The organism is Vibrio sp. Isolate23, assembly GCF_022398095.1.
GTDB lineage: Bacteria > Pseudomonadota > Gammaproteobacteria > Enterobacterales > Vibrionaceae > Vibrio > Vibrio coralliilyticus_A.
On the sequence record NZ_JAKEUV010000001.1, the window covers coordinates 1 to 15,276 of the forward strand.

A 15,276-nucleotide genomic window follows, 5' to 3' on the forward strand; every position below is an offset into this window, starting at 1 on the left:
GAAGGCGGCCGTCATACTCCGTTCTTCAAAGGCTACCGTCCACAGTTCTACTTCCGTACAACTGACGTAACTGGTAACATCGAGCTACCAGAAGGCGTAGAAATGGTAATGCCAGGCGATAACATCAAGATGACTGTAGAGCTAATCGCCCCAATCGCAATGGACGAAGGTCTTCGTTTCGCGATCCGTGAAGGTGGCCGTACAGTAGGTGCTGGTGTTGTTGCTAAGATCTTCGACTAATTCTTAGGAATTAATTGAAATCTTGCACTTTTCTTCATTTATGAAGAAAGCGCATCTAGAAAAAGAGAAGCTTCGGCTTCTCTTTTTTGGTTTCTGGTTATAAAAAAAATTGTCCGATAACTTCACTTACTCACCAATTCCTCTTTTCTTTATCTTTAAAAACAAACAGTTATCAAAACTTATTTCATTGCTATTTGTGTGGTTAAATGCGTAAGTGTTTAGAGCCGCTTCTTTGTCATTTTTGATATAACAAATCAGTCTTAATATCTCCAAAATCGTAACTGGTAATAAGAACAATTATTGTTTATATTTTCTCCTAGGTTGTATTACGGGTTTTAATTTATGTACGTTTGTTTGTGTCATGGAATTTCTGATAAGAAAATCAAAAAGTTAGCTTTAGAAGAAGGCATCACTGATATCAGAGGCATAAAGAAATGTACCGCGCTTGGCAGCCAATGTGGCAAATGTGTCAAGATGGCGAAGGAAATCCTTAATGAAACAGGTGTAGTACAGTACCAAAAAGCGAGCTGAAACCGTCTCGTGGCTTTTTGACACCTTCTCAATTGGTTCTACAGTTTAATTGGAGCCAAAGAGGAGGTTTTTGTCATGAAAGGCGATCCAATCATTATTCAACATCTCAATAAAATCCTTGGCAATGAACTAGTTGCCATTAATCAATATTTCCTTCATGCACGAATGTATAAAGACTGGGGCTTAAAGCATCTAGCGGATAAGGAATATCACGAATCCATTGATGAAATGAAACATGCGGATCATTTGATTGAACGTATTTTGTTTCTTGAAGGCGTCCCTAACTTGCAAGATCTTGGTAAGCTCATGATCGGCGAAGATACCAAAGAGATGCTGGAGTGCGACCTTAAGTTAGAAATGGCTGCGATACCTGATTTAAAAGCTGCCATCGCTTACGCAGAAGACACACACGATTATGTATCCAGAGATCTGTTTCAAGATATATTGGAAGATGAAGAAGAACACGTAGACTGGCTTGAAACGCAACTTGGTTTAATTGACATGACAGGTATCCAAAATTACCTACAGGCTCAATATGTTGATGAAGATGATGACTAGTCAGAATTAGAACAACTCTGGGCAGCGTGCGATACGCTGCTCTATTCCTACCAGCTTACCACCACTTGTATCACATTTTTCTTGCTTAAATTGCATTCATTCTGTACTATTCGTGCTCCTTAAAACTCGGTCAATTATCTTTAGTTCCTTGCTTCCTCTGGACGACCGGGCCAATTGTGGAAGCTGAATAATCCGTAAGGAGCAACCAATGCGTCATTACGAAATCGTATTCATGGTGCACCCTGATCAAAGCGAGCAAGTTGCTGGCATGATCGAGCGTTACACTGGTTCTATCACTGAAGCTGGCGGTACTATCCACCGTCTAGAAGACTGGGGTCGTCGTCAACTGGCTTACCCAATCAACAAGCTTCACAAAGCTCACTACGTTCTAATGAACGTTGAAGCTGACCAAGCTGTAATCGATGAGCTAGAAACTGCTTTCCGTTTCAACGATGCAGTTCTACGTAACATGATCATGCGTACTAAAGCGGCTATCACTGAGCAATCTATCATGCTTAAGCAGAAAGAAGAGCGTGCTCCTCGTCGCGAAGAGCGTGCTGAAGCTAAGCCAGAAGCAGCTGCTGAGTAATTACTACTCAGAATTAGTACTCAGTCTAGATAACTCACGGGTTTACTCGAATGTGTTTATTTAGGCAGACAACTTTTTTCAAATTTAAGATCAGGAGATAGCCCATGGCTCGTTTCTTCCGTCGTCGTAAATTCTGCCGTTTCACTGCAGAAGGCGTACAAGAGATTGATTACAAAGACGTAGCAACTCTTAAAAACTACATCACAGAAGCTGGTAAAATTGTTCCTAGCCGTATCACTGGTACAAGCGCTAAGTATCAACGTCAACTAGCTCGCGCTATCAAGCGTTCTCGCTACCTAGCTCTACTACCGTACACTGACAAGCATCAGTAATCGGTCGTTTTATTAAGAAAGAGGATTAAGCAATGCAAGTTATTCTACTTGATAAAATCGGTAACCTAGGTGGTCTTGGTGACACTGTAAACGTTAAATCTGGTTACGCTCGTAACTTCCTTATCCCTCAGGCTAAGGCAGTGATGGCAACTAAAGCTAACGTTGAAATGTTCGAAGCTCGTCGTGCTGAACTAGAAGCTAAAGTTGCTGAGCAACTAGCAGCTGCAGAAGCGCGTGCTGAGAAAGTTAACGCTCTTGAAGCAGTTGTTATCGCTTCTAAAGCGGGTGACGAAGGTAAACTATTCGGTTCTATCGGTACTCGCGACATCGCTGATGCAATCACTGCAGCTGGCGTTGAAGTGGCTAAAAGCGAAGTTCGTCTTCCAGAAGGCGCACTACGTAACACTGGTGAGTTCGAGATCAGCGTTCAACTTCACTCTGAAGTTTTCGCGACAGTTAACCTACAAGTTGTTGCTGCTGAGTAATTCAGTATCAAGATGTATTTTAAAAGCACCTCTTAGAGGTGCTTTTTTTATACCTGAATTTCGGATTAAAACAAGAAGAGCAGATTGACGGAAAAGATACTATCGGCCTTTTTCAGCCCTTCTGGTACACGGTCATGGTATTGGCGTGTATAAGCCAGCTTGAGTGCAATGTCATCGGTGATGTTATTGGTGACGTTAACATCCGTATCGGCTCTGAGATTACTGTCACCTGCAACTAATGTCAGCCCCGCTGACACATTCAGATTTTTCACAACTTGCCAGCTTGAGTTGACCTTGCCTCGAAAAATCGCCTCTTGAACGATCTCTTCAAACACAATATCGTTGTCGCCGATTTCATCGGTATTGGGTTCCTGATAACGAAAACCTGGACCTAGTTCCAGCTCAAGGACAAACACATCGGTATTGGAAAATTGATAACCTAAACCGCCTGAGAGTGTGTAGTCTTTAAAGTAGGCACTATAGCGAGAGTCAACGCCTTTGAAGCTACCGTATAGGTAAGTTTTAGGGCCTAGTTTATAGTCACTCTGAGCTGTATATGTGGATTGACGCCTATCTTCCTCACCATCTTTGTATAGAAGATAATATTTCCATTCACCACTGGTTCGGTAACGGCCAGAAAGATACTCGGCACTGAGTCGAGAATTGAGAGAGCGCGAATCTGAGTTTCCGGTGTGTGCTTGATAACCGAATTCAACTTCGGTATCCCAAGGGGAGGGTATCTCAATATCCGTTTGACTTTGTACCGCCTCATCCGCATAGGCTACGGAACTGCACAGCAGGCCTGCACTTAAGAGCCAAAGTTTCGCCACTCACAACCTCTTTAACAATGGGAAAATTGTGAGGAATAGTAGAGGCTATTCACTCTAAATTCGTCAGTTCTAAGTTAATTCTATATGAGTTGCTTTCAAACCCCTTGTTTATTACAGACATCCCGCTCATTCTGGCTATAATGGGCGGTCATAAGTAAGTTGTTGAGCAAAAACATGGCAGATCAGAGAACAGACAATCGTAATCAGAAACCAGTAGACGCCCAAGTTGATGCTATCAAGGTTCCTCCGCATTCGTTGGAAGCTGAGCAGTCCGTCATTGGTGGTTTACTTCTGGATAACGAGCGCTGGGATACTGTCGCAGAACGTGTGGTGGCGAAGGACTTTTACAGCCGACCACACCGTCTGATATTCGAAGCATCACAAGCCATTTTAGAAGACAGCCAGCCTCTTGACCTCATCACCTTGTCGGAGTTTCTTGAGCTGCGTGAGCAGCTTGATGATGTTGGTGGCTTTGCTTACCTTGCGGACCTTGTTAAGAATACGCCGAGCGCGGCCAACATTAATGCTTATGCAGATATTGTTGCTGAGCGAGCTTTGACCCGTGATTTGATTGGCGTTGCCAATGAAATTGCGGATGCGGGCTATGATCCTCAAGGGAGAACATCGGAAGATTTGCTTGATATGGCAGAGAGTAAGGTGTTTGCCATTGCTGAGTCGCGCACCAACGAAAGCGAAGGTCCACAAAACGTCGATAATATTCTTGAAAAAACGCTTGAACGTATCGAAATGCTGTACAAGTCACCGCAAGATGGCGTGACAGGCGTGACGACAGGCTTTACCGATTTGAATAAGAAAACGGCCGGCTTGCAAGGATCAGACTTGGTGATAGTGGCAGCTCGTCCATCGATGGGTAAAACCACTTTTGCGATGAACTTGGTTGAGAATGCGGCGATGGCACATGATAAACCCGTGTTAGTCTTCTCATTAGAGATGCCGTCTGAGCAGCTGATGATGCGTTCTCTTGCGTCACTGTCTCGCGTGGATCAAACCAAGATACGAACGGGCCAATTAGATGATGAGGATTGGGCGCGCATTTCATCGACTATGGGTTTGCTGATGGAGAAGAAAAACATCTTCATCGATGACAGTTCGGGTTTGACTCCCACTGAAGTTCGCTCTCGTGCGCGCCGTATAGCTCGTGATCATGGTGGTCTTTCCATGATCATGGTCGATTACCTGCAGCTCATGCGTGTACCTTCATTAACCGAAAACCGAACGCTAGAAATTGCCGAAATTTCTCGCTCTCTAAAGGCTCTAGCCAAAGAATTGAATGTGCCTGTTGTCGCACTATCGCAGTTAAACCGCTCCTTGGAACAGCGTGCAGACAAACGACCAGTAAACTCTGACTTGCGTGAGTCGGGCTCTATCGAGCAGGATGCCGACTTGATCATGTTTATCTACCGTGACGAAGTCTATAACCCTGATAGTCCGATGAAAGGTACAGCGGAAATCATTATTGGTAAGCAGCGTAATGGCCCGATTGGTTCGGTTCGTCTGACCTTCCAAGGTCAATGGTCACGCTTTGATAATTACGCTGGTCCGGCGTTTGATGTGGATGAAGAGTAACACATGAGTTATATGAAAGCGGCAACTGCCTTTATCGATTTGGCCGCACTGCAACACAACTTAGAGCAGATAAAATCTCAAGCACCACACAGCAAAATCATGGCTGTGGTGAAAGCCAATAGTTATGGTCATGGCCTGAGACATATTGCCAAATACGCCGATGGGGCCGATGCTTTTGGTGTTGCTCGAATAGAAGAAGCTTTGCAGCTACGAGCATGTGGTGTTGTCAAACCGATTCTACTGCTAGAAGGCTTCTATTCATCGGGTGATTTACCTGTTTTAGTGACTAATAACATCCAAACGGTCGTGCACTGTGAAGAGCAACTTGAATCGCTTGAACAGGCTGAATTGGAAGTACCCGTTGTGGTGTGGCTTAAAGTCGATAGCGGCATGCATCGATTAGGGGTGAGGCCAGAGCAATACACAGATTTTGTGACCCGGCTGAAAGCGTGTCGCAATGTGGCAAAACCTTTACGCTATATGAGTCATTTTGGTTGCGCAGATGAGCTGGATAACACCACGACTACAGAGCAGACCAAGCTCTTTTTATCACTCACTAACGGGTGTGAAGGTGAGCGTTCTCTAGCCGCCTCTGCTGGTTTGCTCGCTTGGCAAGACAGTCACTTAGATTGGGTAAGGCCAGGCATCATTATGTATGGTGTATCACCATTCAACGACAGAACAGCCCAGCAGATGGGGTACCAACCTGTAATGACTCTGAAATCACATCTTATTGCGGTAAGAGATGTCAAAGCGGGTGAGAGTGTTGGTTATGGTGGGACTTGGACGAGTCAGCGAGATACCAAAGTAGGGGTGATTGCTATTGGCTACGGTGATGGTTACCCAAGAGCGGCACCTAATGGCACCCCTGTCTTAGTCAATGGCCGTAAAGTGCCTATCGCGGGTCGAGTATCAATGGATATGTTAACGGTAGATCTTGGTCCTGAGGCTCATGATATGGTTGGAGATGAGGCTATCCTCTGGGGAGATAGCCTGCCAGCAGAGGAAGTTGCTTGCCATATTGGTACCATTGCTTATGAGCTGGTGACCAAGCTCACTTCACGAGTAGAGATGGAATATTCTAAGGCATAGAGAGCGACTCTTTTATAATGGGCTGGCGAGAAGCCAGCCTTTTTTACCGTTCACCGTGTATTGTCGCCACAAGAGTGCGGCTCCCGCCATAATCTCGGTGCTCTCCAAGATAGATCCCCTGCCATGTCCCTAATGCTAATCGCCCATTGCTAATGGGAATCATGACACTGCATCCTAAAGTAGAAGCTTTGATATGGGCTGGCATATCATCATCACCTTCATAGGTATGCTTATAATAGGGAGCCCGTTCAGGCACATAGTGATTAAAGTGTTTCTCCATATCATGACGAACTGTTGGATCTGCATTTTCATTGATGGTCAGGCTTGCGGAAGTATGTTGGATAAATAACTGTAATATTCCGACAGAAAACTGACCTATTTCTGGGATTTGTTGTTCTATTTCATCGGTGATGAGATGAAACCCACGCTTTCTTGCGCTCAATTGAATACGCTTCTGAGACCACATATGGCATCCTTTATAATCTATTTGGCAAACCTAACCTTTGTCGGTATGGTGAGAGTCAATATAAGTCTGGGTTTGAGTGTCACTTAATCATTTAACGTGACTTAACTCAATGATGGTGCAGCCACTCTGGTTCATAATTGCACTTTGAAAATTTATTACAAAGTTTTGGCTGCTTGTTGCAACGCCAGAACCGAACTATTTTTGCATAATCGGGGATTCCACAGTTTTCGCTAGGCTGTATGGAATAAAACCTACTGTAACATCGGGATAGTAACCATGTTGAAAAATATCAATCCAACGCAAACACAAGCTTGGAACGCGCTAACCGCGCACTTCGAAACTGCACAAGATATGGATCTCAAAGATCTATTTGCACAAGATGCAGCACGTTTTGATAAGTTCTCTACCCGTTTCGGTAGCGACATTCTTGTTGATTACTCTAAAAACCTAATCAATGAAGAAACCATGAAACACCTGTTCGCACTTGCCAACGAAACTGAGCTAAAGGCAGCAATCGAAGCGATGTTCAGTGGCGAAGCGATTAACCAAACAGAAGGTCGTGCAGTACTTCATACCGCACTGCGTAACCGTAGCAACAAGTCTGTTATGGTCGATGGTGAAGATGTCATGCCTGCGGTCAATGCCGTGCTAGAAAAAATGAAATCATTCACCGAGCGCGTTATCGGCGGTGAGTGGAAAGGCTATACAGGTAAAGCGATTACGGACGTAGTTAACATTGGTATTGGTGGCTCTGACCTTGGGCCTTACATGGTGACTGAAGCACTAGCGCCATACACAAACCACCTAAATCTGCACTTCGTTTCTAACGTTGATGGTACTCACATCGTTGAGACGCTTAAAAAAGTAAACCCAGAAACCACGTTATTCCTAGTTGCTTCTAAGACGTTTACTACTCAAGAAACCATGACCAACGCACATAGCGCACGAGATTGGTTCCTTGAATCTGCAGGTGATGAAGCGCACGTAGCGAAACACTTTGCAGCGCTTTCAACTAATGCTCCAGCAGTGTCTGAGTTCGGTATCGATACAGACAACATGTTCGAGTTCTGGGACTGGGTTGGTGGTCGTTATTCTCTGTGGTCGGCAATCGGTCTTTCAATTGCTCTAGCGGTTGGTTACGACAACTTTATTGAGCTACTTGATGGCGCTCATGAAATGGATAACCACTTTGCATCAGCGGATTTTGAGAACAACATTCCTGTTATCCTTGCGCTAGTGGGTCTTTGGTACAACAACTTCCATGGCGCTGAGTCTGAAGCGATTCTTCCATACGATCAGTACATGCACCGTTTTGCTGCTTACTTCCAACAGGGCAACATGGAATCGAACGGTAAGTACGTTGATCGTGACGGTAACGCAGTGACTTACCAAACAGGTCCAATTATATGGGGTGAACCTGGTACTAACGGTCAGCACGCGTTCTACCAGTTGATTCACCAAGGTACTAAGCTGATCCCTTGTGACTTTATTGCACCTGCCATCAGTCATAATCCAGCAGGTGATCATCACCAGAAGTTGATGTCTAACTTCTTTGCCCAAACTGAAGCGCTTGCTTTTGGTAAAGAGGAAGAGACAGTGAAAGCCGAATTTGCTAAAGCAGGCAAGAGCGAAGAAGAAGCCGCAACGCTTGCGCCATTCAAGGTATTTGAAGGTAACCGCCCAACTAACTCAATCCTAGTAAAACAGATCACACCACGTACACTGGGTAACCTAATCGCTATGTACGAGCACAAGATCTTTGTACAAGGTGTTATTTGGAATATCTTCAGCTTCGACCAATGGGGTGTGGAGCTTGGTAAGCAGCTAGCAAACCAAATCTTGCCTGAACTTGCGGATGATTCAGCAATCAGCTCACACGATAGTTCGACTAATGGTTTGATTAATGCATTTAAGGCTTTCAAAGCGTAATAGCATATAACCTAGTTAGCTGATGATGACGCCAACCGAAAGGCTGGCGTTTTTTATAATTGGAGTTAATACTCTCTCGAGGCAACTCTTTATCATACGGTGGTATCAATGGTTGACTTGACGTCGGTACTTGCGGTGAATTTCTGGCTGAGCAAAGCGACCATCTGATCGTAGTATTGCATATTGGGCTTATTACCAAGCAGCTTACATAACTCATTGCCCGTAGGGCTGAAGCGGTAATAGAGTAGTCGAACACCTTTGCTGTGCGCTTGCAATGATAACTGTTTACCTTGATATGTCAGGGGTAAGGGTGAGTCGAGATCAATTTCGCCTGACTCAAGCTCTGTTCCGTGCATCAAACCTAACTCAAACAGCACCAACAGATTGGAGTAAGGCAGCTGGAAGTTACCTACATTGATGTTGCCAGTGATGTTGCGCTTACCAAAGTTGAAAATTCCCCCCTGAGCTCGATAACCAATCAATAGTTTACGACTAGTATCTCCTCCAAAGCTGCATGCAAGAGAAGCGGCACGCTGCAGTATTTGCGCTTCTTTGGGAGACATATCCTGTAGTACCTTCAAAGCTTTCATGGAAGTGGATCCAGGGTTTGTGACTTCACGCTTTAGTACCTGTGCCCATAAGCGTTGCATCGACGCGTTATGAACTTCTTGTGCCATAGAGAAGAAACGATGAAGCCAGTCATGATCTGGGTCGCCCGCCGTTTCGTCTTTACAGGAGAGGTGAGCGAGCTTGAGAATTTGTTCGAGGTTTTTCTGCTTTTGTTCTTTGTAGCGGCGCTCTCGAATCAGCGCTCTCTCTAATGCAGTCTTTTGCGGAGCCTCTTTTTGTAACAGGGCATCAAGGCCATGAGTTTGAGCAATATTCATGACGCGACTAGCGCTGTCTTTGATGTAGGCGGTTTTTTTCTCATGCCGAGCTTCAGCGTTAGACTCGTGCTCAATGACAACTGGCTTTTGCTTCTCTGACATGTGAATTCCTTACTCATCAAAGTGTTAAATGTGCTTATTAAATTTACCTCTTAACCAGTTTAGCCGCCAGAAGAACTATGTGAGCAAGCTTTGAAAATTGGCGCTATGCCAAATGATAATAAGTTGTTAAAATTGTTATCGATGTTTTTGAGGGGCTTATGAAGTTTTTAAATGAGAGTAAACTGAAAAAGCACCTGTCAATTGCCCTATTGCTTCTGGTTTATCTAGCCGTCTTGGTTTATCTCTCTAGATACATATAAAGAAAAGCGGATAATTAACAGGTTGCTTTTATGTTAAATAATATTAGTAGTCATCGTATTCTTCGATAGCGGTGCCTTCTAAAACGTAGCCTGTTTCAGCCAGTTCATGGTTGATGGTTTCCGTTTTTAATGTTCCTACCACATAAATGACATCCCAAAGTTGCTGCACAGGCGCTCCTTTAGGGAATTTCACATATATGATTTGGTTTGGTGGTGGTGGTGGAACGTGAATACATGCACCAAAGTATGGAACCAGCAGAAATTCCGTGACTTTATCCTCATCTCCTTCTAGGGGGATCACAAAGCCAGGTATTTTTACCTTACTGCCATTCAGCTCTTGGCGTACTTTACCCACTAGCGATTGCTTTGCAGCTTGACCAGAGTGATCCGTTACTGGCATACCAGAAGAATCAAATTGCTGGCGTTCACTTTCTGGGATCAGATCTATCCAATCTAGTTTGAGAATATCTTCACTGGCACTAGCCAGCGATGGGGTTGCAAAGCTCACGGCAAGCATGAGCGCTAAGAATATCTGTTTCATATTTAAACTCGTATTGTCATACCGTCGCTGAGAGATTGTCTATACGCGCGGAACGCTGGAATAAAGCCGATTACAGTACCTGCTAACTGTACCGCTGCAAGTAGCATCCACTCATAATGGGATAAAGCTATCATCTCTATGTGTATCCCATATTGCTGTTGAATTACTGGAGCAATAGTCGCTAACAGGGCATATAAACCTATAACGCCAACCGCTAAGCCGACTAAGGTTAAGGCACTGGCTTCCATAACCAGTAGCGCCAGTACATGCCTAGGCCTCGCTCCCATGGCTCGCAGAATTGCCATTTCCCGTCGTCTCTCTTGGAGACTAGTTAGTAAGCTCGACAACATACCGAGTAAACCGGCAATAACAACAAAGACAGACACGGCCATCAGAGCTTGCTCTGCCACCGACATCATTCCCCACAATTCATGCAAGGCAACTCCCGGAAGAATCGCGCTCAAGGGCTCCTTAGGGTAGGTGTTAATTTGACGTTGCAGAGCAAAGGTCTGAATTTTGGAGTTTAGGCCAAGCAACATGGCAGTGATCTGTTTTGGTTGGAAGTTTTGCTTTTCAAGCTGATCTGCGCTTGGTGTATTACCCAAGTGGGCACCGGATTCCCAACCCACATGAATCGCTTCAATGGCTTCAAGAGAAACATGAACAGTTTTGTCTACTGGGGTGCCTGTTGGGGCTAAGATACCGACCACCTTAAATGGCAGGTTGTCATGACGACTGAATCCAACGTCACTGATACCGTGAGCAATAATGATTTCTGTGCCTATCTCATACCCAAGAGAGCGGGCGACATCGGCACCAATGACGGTCTCAAACAAGCCGTCAAATTCGCGTCCCTCAGCGATGGCAATGTTCTGTTTTTTGCCATAGCGATAGTGCTCAAAATAGCTGTGATTGGTGCCCATCACGCGGAAACCTTTGTGTGAGTCTCCGAGAGATATAGGAATCACCCACTTCACAGAACGATGATTACTGAATTCCTGATAACTCTTCCAGTCAATATTATTGGTGGCGTTACCGATGCGAAACACTGAGTAGAGCAGCAAGTTTACTTGACCAGAGCGTCCACCGACGATCAGGTCAGTCCCTGAGAGAGTATTAGCAAAGCTGCTTTTGGCTTGGGTACGAATTCTTTCTACACCCAGTAGTAGGATGACCGAAATTGCGACGGTTAATATGGTCAGAATGGCGGTGACACGGCGATTACGAACACTTTTCCAGGCAAGCATGAATGTTGGGGTCATTGTGTCACTCCTACCTGATTCAATTCGTTTAAGTTTAATGTTCTGTCGAACAAACTTTCCAATGTTGGGTCATGACTGACAAACAGCAGAGTTGATTGAGCTTGATTCACCTGCTCAAGCAGCAACTCAATAAACGCGGTGCGGTTGTCGTAGTCGAGCGAAGAAGTCGGTTCGTCGGCAATGATTAGGGCTGGTTTGCCAATCAGAGCTCGAGCGGCTGCGACACGCTGTTGCTGACCAATACTCAGTTCCACGACAGGCTTATCCAGCAAGTGTTCAGGTAGATGAAGTTTTTCCAGCAGCCGAGTCGCGTCTTCAACCAGCGATGTATCGACCTGTGATTTGCGTTGTGCGGAAAACTGGCAAGGTAGGATGACGTTTTCAATCACGTTGAGATAGGGCAACAAGTTGAACTGTTGAAATATATAGCCAATGTGGTCGGCACGGAACTTGTCGCGCTGGCTACCTTTCATCTGGTTAAGGTCTTGGCCAAGAACCCTTAACTGGCCACTGCTGGCTGTATTAATCCCCGTGAGCAAACCCAGTAAAGTCGATTTACCGCAGCCGCTAGGTCCTTTGATGAAGAGATGTTCTCCTGCAGTGATACTAAGTTGATTGATATCGATTGTTGGCGTTGGATTTCCGGGCCAGGTAAAGGTGACCTGCTCCAGCTCGACAACGCTGTTGCTTCTATTTTCTACCATCGGCGTAACCTGAACGAAAAAGTCTGATGGCTTAGGCCATCAGACTTAGAGAGTGATTAAAACGAAATCTTAGTGTTGCCTGAAGACAATTCAAGTGCTGTTTGCACTTTATCTGTCAGTAGGTTCACGCTGATCGACTCTGTGGTTGGGAAAGCGTTAAACCATTGCGTATCGATGGAAGAGAGCGCGTTAATATCGTCACATTCGAAGTGGTATTCCACAGTAAATTCGCCATGGCCACCTTTATGTTCATCATGGTGTTCGTGACCTTCGTGCTCATTATGATGCTCATCATGGCTATCGTGATGCTTGTGTTCATCATGATGTCCGTCATGCTTTTCGTGGTCGTGGTCGTGGTCGTGGTCGTGGTCGTCAGCTCCTAGTGTATGTGTGACTGACTGATGTTCAACTTTACAACCTGCTGCTGATGCAAGAGTAAAAATTGAGTCTGCTTTCTCTAGGCGAGTGACGGCCTCTTTAAGGGCTTTTTCTTGCTCTGCTGTTTTTGGAGCATGTTCAAAGCCCACAACATCAGCGCCAGGAGCGGTAATTTCCATTAACAGTTCTTTACCATCTTGAGCGATGTTCAGTTCAACGTGTCCATGTACGTGAGCTTCGTGTTGACGAAAGCCTTCGTCAGCGAAAGCAGTGGTACTTAGTGCAAGAGCAACCAATGTGGCAGTTTTTGTCATTGAGTTCATTGTGAATCCTAATAAAGTGTCATCATAAAAATCGATGGCTGTAGTGGTAAAACAGCACGTATAAAGTTTGAGTGAACTAAATCAGTCTTACAGGTGGTGAGCGAGCTTGATAGGCAAAGGCTGGTCGCTGGTAGAAGTGATAATCATCCTGAGCGACGAATCTATCAGGTAATGAGGTGTCGATTAGTGTCAGAGATGATTGACTCATGCCGTGTTGTGCGCATGAGAATAGCTGGCAGTGATGTTCATCATGATGCGCTGACGAGAGCTCGTATTGATGGTCGATGTAGGCGAAACTCATCCACAGCATCAGCCCAATGCCACATAGAGCATGAAGGGTTAAGTATCTGATGCGATGGGAATGAGTAGAAGTCACAGCGTTTTGTTCAATACGAAAAAAGAGCTGTTATGTTATAACAACTCTTATTGAAACGCTAAGATCAAATGAGATTAGATATTATCTTTAATTAGGGTCAGAACTTGTTGAACTTCATCTTCGTTGAGTGCGCCTTCTTTAACAAACAAGACGTGACCTTGTTTGTCCTGAACTATGATGGCTGATGATTCTTCTGCTAGCTGCCAAGCACTCGCGACAACGCCATCTTCATCAAGCACCATTGAAGACCAAGGAAACTCTTTTTTGCTGTCTTCGGCTGAGGACTTGACGAACGATCCTGTGCCCCAAATAGCATCATCCTGATTGATGATTGTCGTGGTTTGGTAGCTGTCTTCTGGAAATTTAGCGGCGGTAATCGCGGCCATTAGTGGAGCATTGAGCTCTTTTGAGCTACTGCGACCGGCAATCGCTTGAATGACACGAACTTTCCCTAACATGTCCTGAGAGGACCATGATTGATAGTTTGTATCGTTGTTCTTGACCATAATCTCACCGTAATTCGTCACTTCAATGCTCGGCACTGGCTGACCTACAGAGAGATTATGTGCCAGAGCAAACATGGGAGAGCATGCTATTGCTAAAGCTAATAGAGTCTTGTTTTTCATTGTTTTCTTCCTTTTTAGTAAGCGGAAAAAGTATATAACGAAATTTTCTCTATTGCTGAGTAAAACGCCAGATGTTAATTTTTTGTTTGTTAATTGTGATCCTGCTGCTTGTGGTGACACTATTAATGTGTATGATGTGTTGTAAGCCTTTCAGGAGGAAAGGTGGAACCAAGGATAGGTTCGAATCGCAAATGGATATGAGGTGGTTATGCTACGCGAGTTTACAAAATATCGTCCACGTCAGGTGGCACGTTTTGTCAAAACCTTATTCAAAGGAAAGTTTGTTATTTCAGGGGTCGGTGAGTTCCGATTTGATAACGGCAAAGTCTTAATGCCGGATATTAAAGATAAAAAGAAAATGAATACCTTTAAGGAAATCAATCAGGCCATTACCCTGTTACCTGTGTAGGAAAATAAAAAGTCGCCCAATTGGGCGACTTTTACTTTGTATTCCTTAACTTTCGGGTGGAAAACAAACCCCCGTTCCACCCAACCCACAATACCCATTCGGGTTCTTGGCCAAATATTGCTGGTGATAGCTTTCCGCATAATAATATCGACCAGCAGGCAAGATTTCAGTGGTAATGGATGAGGTCTCCTGTCCGAGCAACGCTTGATACTCGTCTCTTGATTGTATCGCTGCCTGATACTGTTCATCGCTATAAACGTAAATGGCAGAACGATATTGTGTGCCTAAGTCATTGCCTTGGCACATACCTTGGGTTGGATTGTGGTGTTCCCAGAAGATCTGCAATAGTTGTTTTAGGCTGATGACTGTAGGATCAAAGACAATCCGCACTACTTCTGTGTGACCTGTCTGGCCTGAACACACTTCTTCGTAGGTAGGGTTGGGCGTAAAACCGCCTGCGTATCCTACAGAGGTGCTAACTACGCCATCAAGCTGCCAGAACAGGCGCTCAGCCCCCCAAAAACACCCCATGCCAACCAAAATTTCTTCGCAACCCTTGGCAGACTTTGCGGTCAAACTGGATTGATTAACAAAATGTGAATCATCAAGGGGCAGGGCTTGATCACGGCCTGGTAGTGCCTGCTGAGCGGTGATCATAGTTTGTTTGTCGAGCATAGAAAATATCCTTACATTAACAATCTTGAGAGTAGACCACCTAATTGACTGTTTTCGTACAGACTTATTTTTTGAGTGGCGTTATTATTCCGTT

Annotated in this window: 19 protein-coding genes and 1 pseudogene; 10 read left to right on the forward strand and 10 right to left on the reverse strand. The window is 44.8% G+C overall.

Translation table 11 applies throughout. The features are described 5' to 3' along the window. From tuf to rplI, 6 genes and pseudogenes are all read left to right on the forward strand, one after another. Nucleotides 1-240, forward strand: a pseudogene (gene tuf, locus L1D31_RS00005) (elongation factor Tu); the annotation flags it as partial. A gap of 342 nt (nucleotides 241-582) precedes the next feature. Next, nucleotides 583-771, forward strand: coding sequence for a (2Fe-2S)-binding protein (locus L1D31_RS00010; RefSeq protein WP_239835075.1), 189 nt, complete (start codon nucleotides 583-585; stop codon nucleotides 769-771). A gap of 75 nt (nucleotides 772-846) precedes the next feature. Then, entirely contained in the window at nucleotides 847-1,329 is a 483-nt protein-coding gene (gene bfr, locus L1D31_RS00015; RefSeq protein WP_239835076.1) for a bacterioferritin, read from the forward strand. A gap of 208 nt (nucleotides 1,330-1,537) precedes the next feature. Then, a complete protein-coding gene (gene rpsF / locus L1D31_RS00020) occupies nucleotides 1,538-1,918 on the forward strand; it encodes a 30S ribosomal protein S6 (protein WP_004747103.1) in 381 nt (126 codons plus the stop codon). Nucleotides 1,919-2,022: 104 nt separating this feature from the next. Further along, a complete protein-coding gene (gene rpsR / locus L1D31_RS00025; RefSeq protein ID WP_000090472.1) occupies nucleotides 2,023-2,250 on the forward strand; it encodes a 30S ribosomal protein S18 in 228 nt (75 codons plus the stop codon). 32 nt (nucleotides 2,251-2,282) lie between these two features. Next, nucleotides 2,283-2,735 (forward strand): 50S ribosomal protein L9, encoded by a 453-nt coding sequence (gene rplI, locus L1D31_RS00030; protein WP_239835077.1) that lies wholly within the window; start codon nucleotides 2,283-2,285, stop codon nucleotides 2,733-2,735. 65 nt (nucleotides 2,736-2,800) lie between these two features. On the opposite strand, the gene L1D31_RS00035 is transcribed toward rplI, so the two are convergent. After that, the gene (locus L1D31_RS00035; RefSeq protein WP_239835078.1) at nucleotides 2,801-3,565 is read right to left on the reverse strand and encodes a DUF481 domain-containing protein; all 765 of its coding nucleotides are present in this window, start codon (nucleotides 3,563-3,565) and stop codon (nucleotides 2,801-2,803) included. 174 nt (nucleotides 3,566-3,739) lie between these two features. Between L1D31_RS00035 and L1D31_RS00040 the strand changes: the two genes are divergently transcribed. Together L1D31_RS00040 and alr are read left to right on the forward strand one after the other, a co-directional pair. Continuing rightward, nucleotides 3,740-5,152 (forward strand): replicative DNA helicase, encoded by a 1,413-nt coding sequence (locus L1D31_RS00040; RefSeq protein WP_239835079.1) that lies wholly within the window; start codon nucleotides 3,740-3,742, stop codon nucleotides 5,150-5,152. A 12-nt stretch (nucleotides 5,153-5,164) separates the two neighbouring features. Continuing rightward, nucleotides 5,165-6,244 carry an alanine racemase gene (alr, locus tag L1D31_RS00045; RefSeq protein ID WP_239836345.1) on the forward strand — a complete coding sequence of 360 codons (1,080 nt, stop codon included), beginning with the start codon at nucleotides 5,165-5,167 and terminating at the stop codon, nucleotides 6,242-6,244. A 43-nt stretch (nucleotides 6,245-6,287) separates the two neighbouring features. On the opposite strand, the gene L1D31_RS00050 is transcribed toward alr, so the two are convergent. Then, the gene (locus tag L1D31_RS00050) at nucleotides 6,288-6,710 is read right to left on the reverse strand and encodes a secondary thiamine-phosphate synthase enzyme YjbQ (protein ID WP_239835080.1); all 423 of its coding nucleotides are present in this window, start codon (nucleotides 6,708-6,710) and stop codon (nucleotides 6,288-6,290) included. 276 nt (nucleotides 6,711-6,986) lie between these two features. Here L1D31_RS00050 and pgi point away from each other — a divergent pair, with 276 nt between their 5' ends. After that, complete coding sequence (gene pgi / locus L1D31_RS00055) at nucleotides 6,987-8,639, forward strand: glucose-6-phosphate isomerase (RefSeq protein ID WP_239835081.1); 1,653 nt, start codon at nucleotides 6,987-6,989, stop codon at nucleotides 8,637-8,639. 92 nt (nucleotides 8,640-8,731) lie between these two features. Here the strand turns inward: pgi and L1D31_RS00060 are convergent, their stop codons facing one another. The 7 genes from L1D31_RS00060 to L1D31_RS00090 all read right to left on the reverse strand — a co-directional run bounded on the left by L1D31_RS00060 (nucleotide 8,732) and on the right by L1D31_RS00090 (nucleotide 14,098). Continuing rightward, nucleotides 8,732-9,628, reverse strand: a complete 897-nt coding sequence (locus L1D31_RS00060) for a TIGR03899 family protein (RefSeq protein ID WP_239835082.1) — start codon at nucleotides 9,626-9,628, stop codon at nucleotides 8,732-8,734. A gap of 303 nt (nucleotides 9,629-9,931) precedes the next feature. Next, a complete protein-coding gene (locus L1D31_RS00065; protein ID WP_239835083.1) occupies nucleotides 9,932-10,429 on the reverse strand; it encodes a DUF3299 domain-containing protein in 498 nt (165 codons plus the stop codon). A gap of 2 nt (nucleotides 10,430-10,431) precedes the next feature. Then, complete coding sequence (locus L1D31_RS00070) at nucleotides 10,432-11,691, reverse strand: ABC transporter permease (RefSeq protein ID WP_239835084.1); 1,260 nt, start codon at nucleotides 11,689-11,691, stop codon at nucleotides 10,432-10,434. Further along, nucleotides 11,688-12,395 carry an ABC transporter ATP-binding protein gene (locus L1D31_RS00075; RefSeq protein WP_239835085.1) on the reverse strand — a complete coding sequence of 236 codons (708 nt, stop codon included), beginning with the start codon at nucleotides 12,393-12,395 and terminating at the stop codon, nucleotides 11,688-11,690. Before L1D31_RS00075 ends, L1D31_RS00070 begins: the two co-directional genes overlap by 4 nt. A 56-nt stretch (nucleotides 12,396-12,451) precedes the next feature. Then, complete coding sequence (locus tag L1D31_RS00080) at nucleotides 12,452-13,096, reverse strand: DUF2796 domain-containing protein (RefSeq protein WP_239835086.1); 645 nt, start codon at nucleotides 13,094-13,096, stop codon at nucleotides 12,452-12,454. A 76-nt stretch (nucleotides 13,097-13,172) separates the two neighbouring features. After that, nucleotides 13,173-13,472: a DUF2607 family protein gene (locus tag L1D31_RS00085; RefSeq protein WP_239835087.1), complete on the reverse strand. Its 300-nt coding sequence runs from the start codon at nucleotides 13,470-13,472 to the stop codon at nucleotides 13,173-13,175. 74 nt (nucleotides 13,473-13,546) lie between these two features. Continuing rightward, nucleotides 13,547-14,098 (reverse strand): YtfJ family protein, encoded by a 552-nt coding sequence (locus L1D31_RS00090; RefSeq protein WP_239835088.1) that lies wholly within the window; start codon nucleotides 14,096-14,098, stop codon nucleotides 13,547-13,549. A gap of 208 nt (nucleotides 14,099-14,306) precedes the next feature. On the opposite strand from L1D31_RS00090, the gene L1D31_RS00095 reads away from it, so the two are divergent. Next, nucleotides 14,307-14,507, forward strand: a complete 201-nt coding sequence (locus tag L1D31_RS00095; protein WP_239835089.1) for a DUF1107 domain-containing protein — start codon at nucleotides 14,307-14,309, stop codon at nucleotides 14,505-14,507. 45 nt (nucleotides 14,508-14,552) lie between these two features. Here the strand turns inward: L1D31_RS00095 and msrA are convergent, their stop codons facing one another. Further along, nucleotides 14,553-15,182, reverse strand: a complete 630-nt coding sequence (gene msrA, locus L1D31_RS00100; protein WP_239835090.1) for a peptide-methionine (S)-S-oxide reductase MsrA — start codon at nucleotides 15,180-15,182, stop codon at nucleotides 14,553-14,555. Between the last annotated feature and the right edge of the window lie 94 nt (nucleotides 15,183-15,276).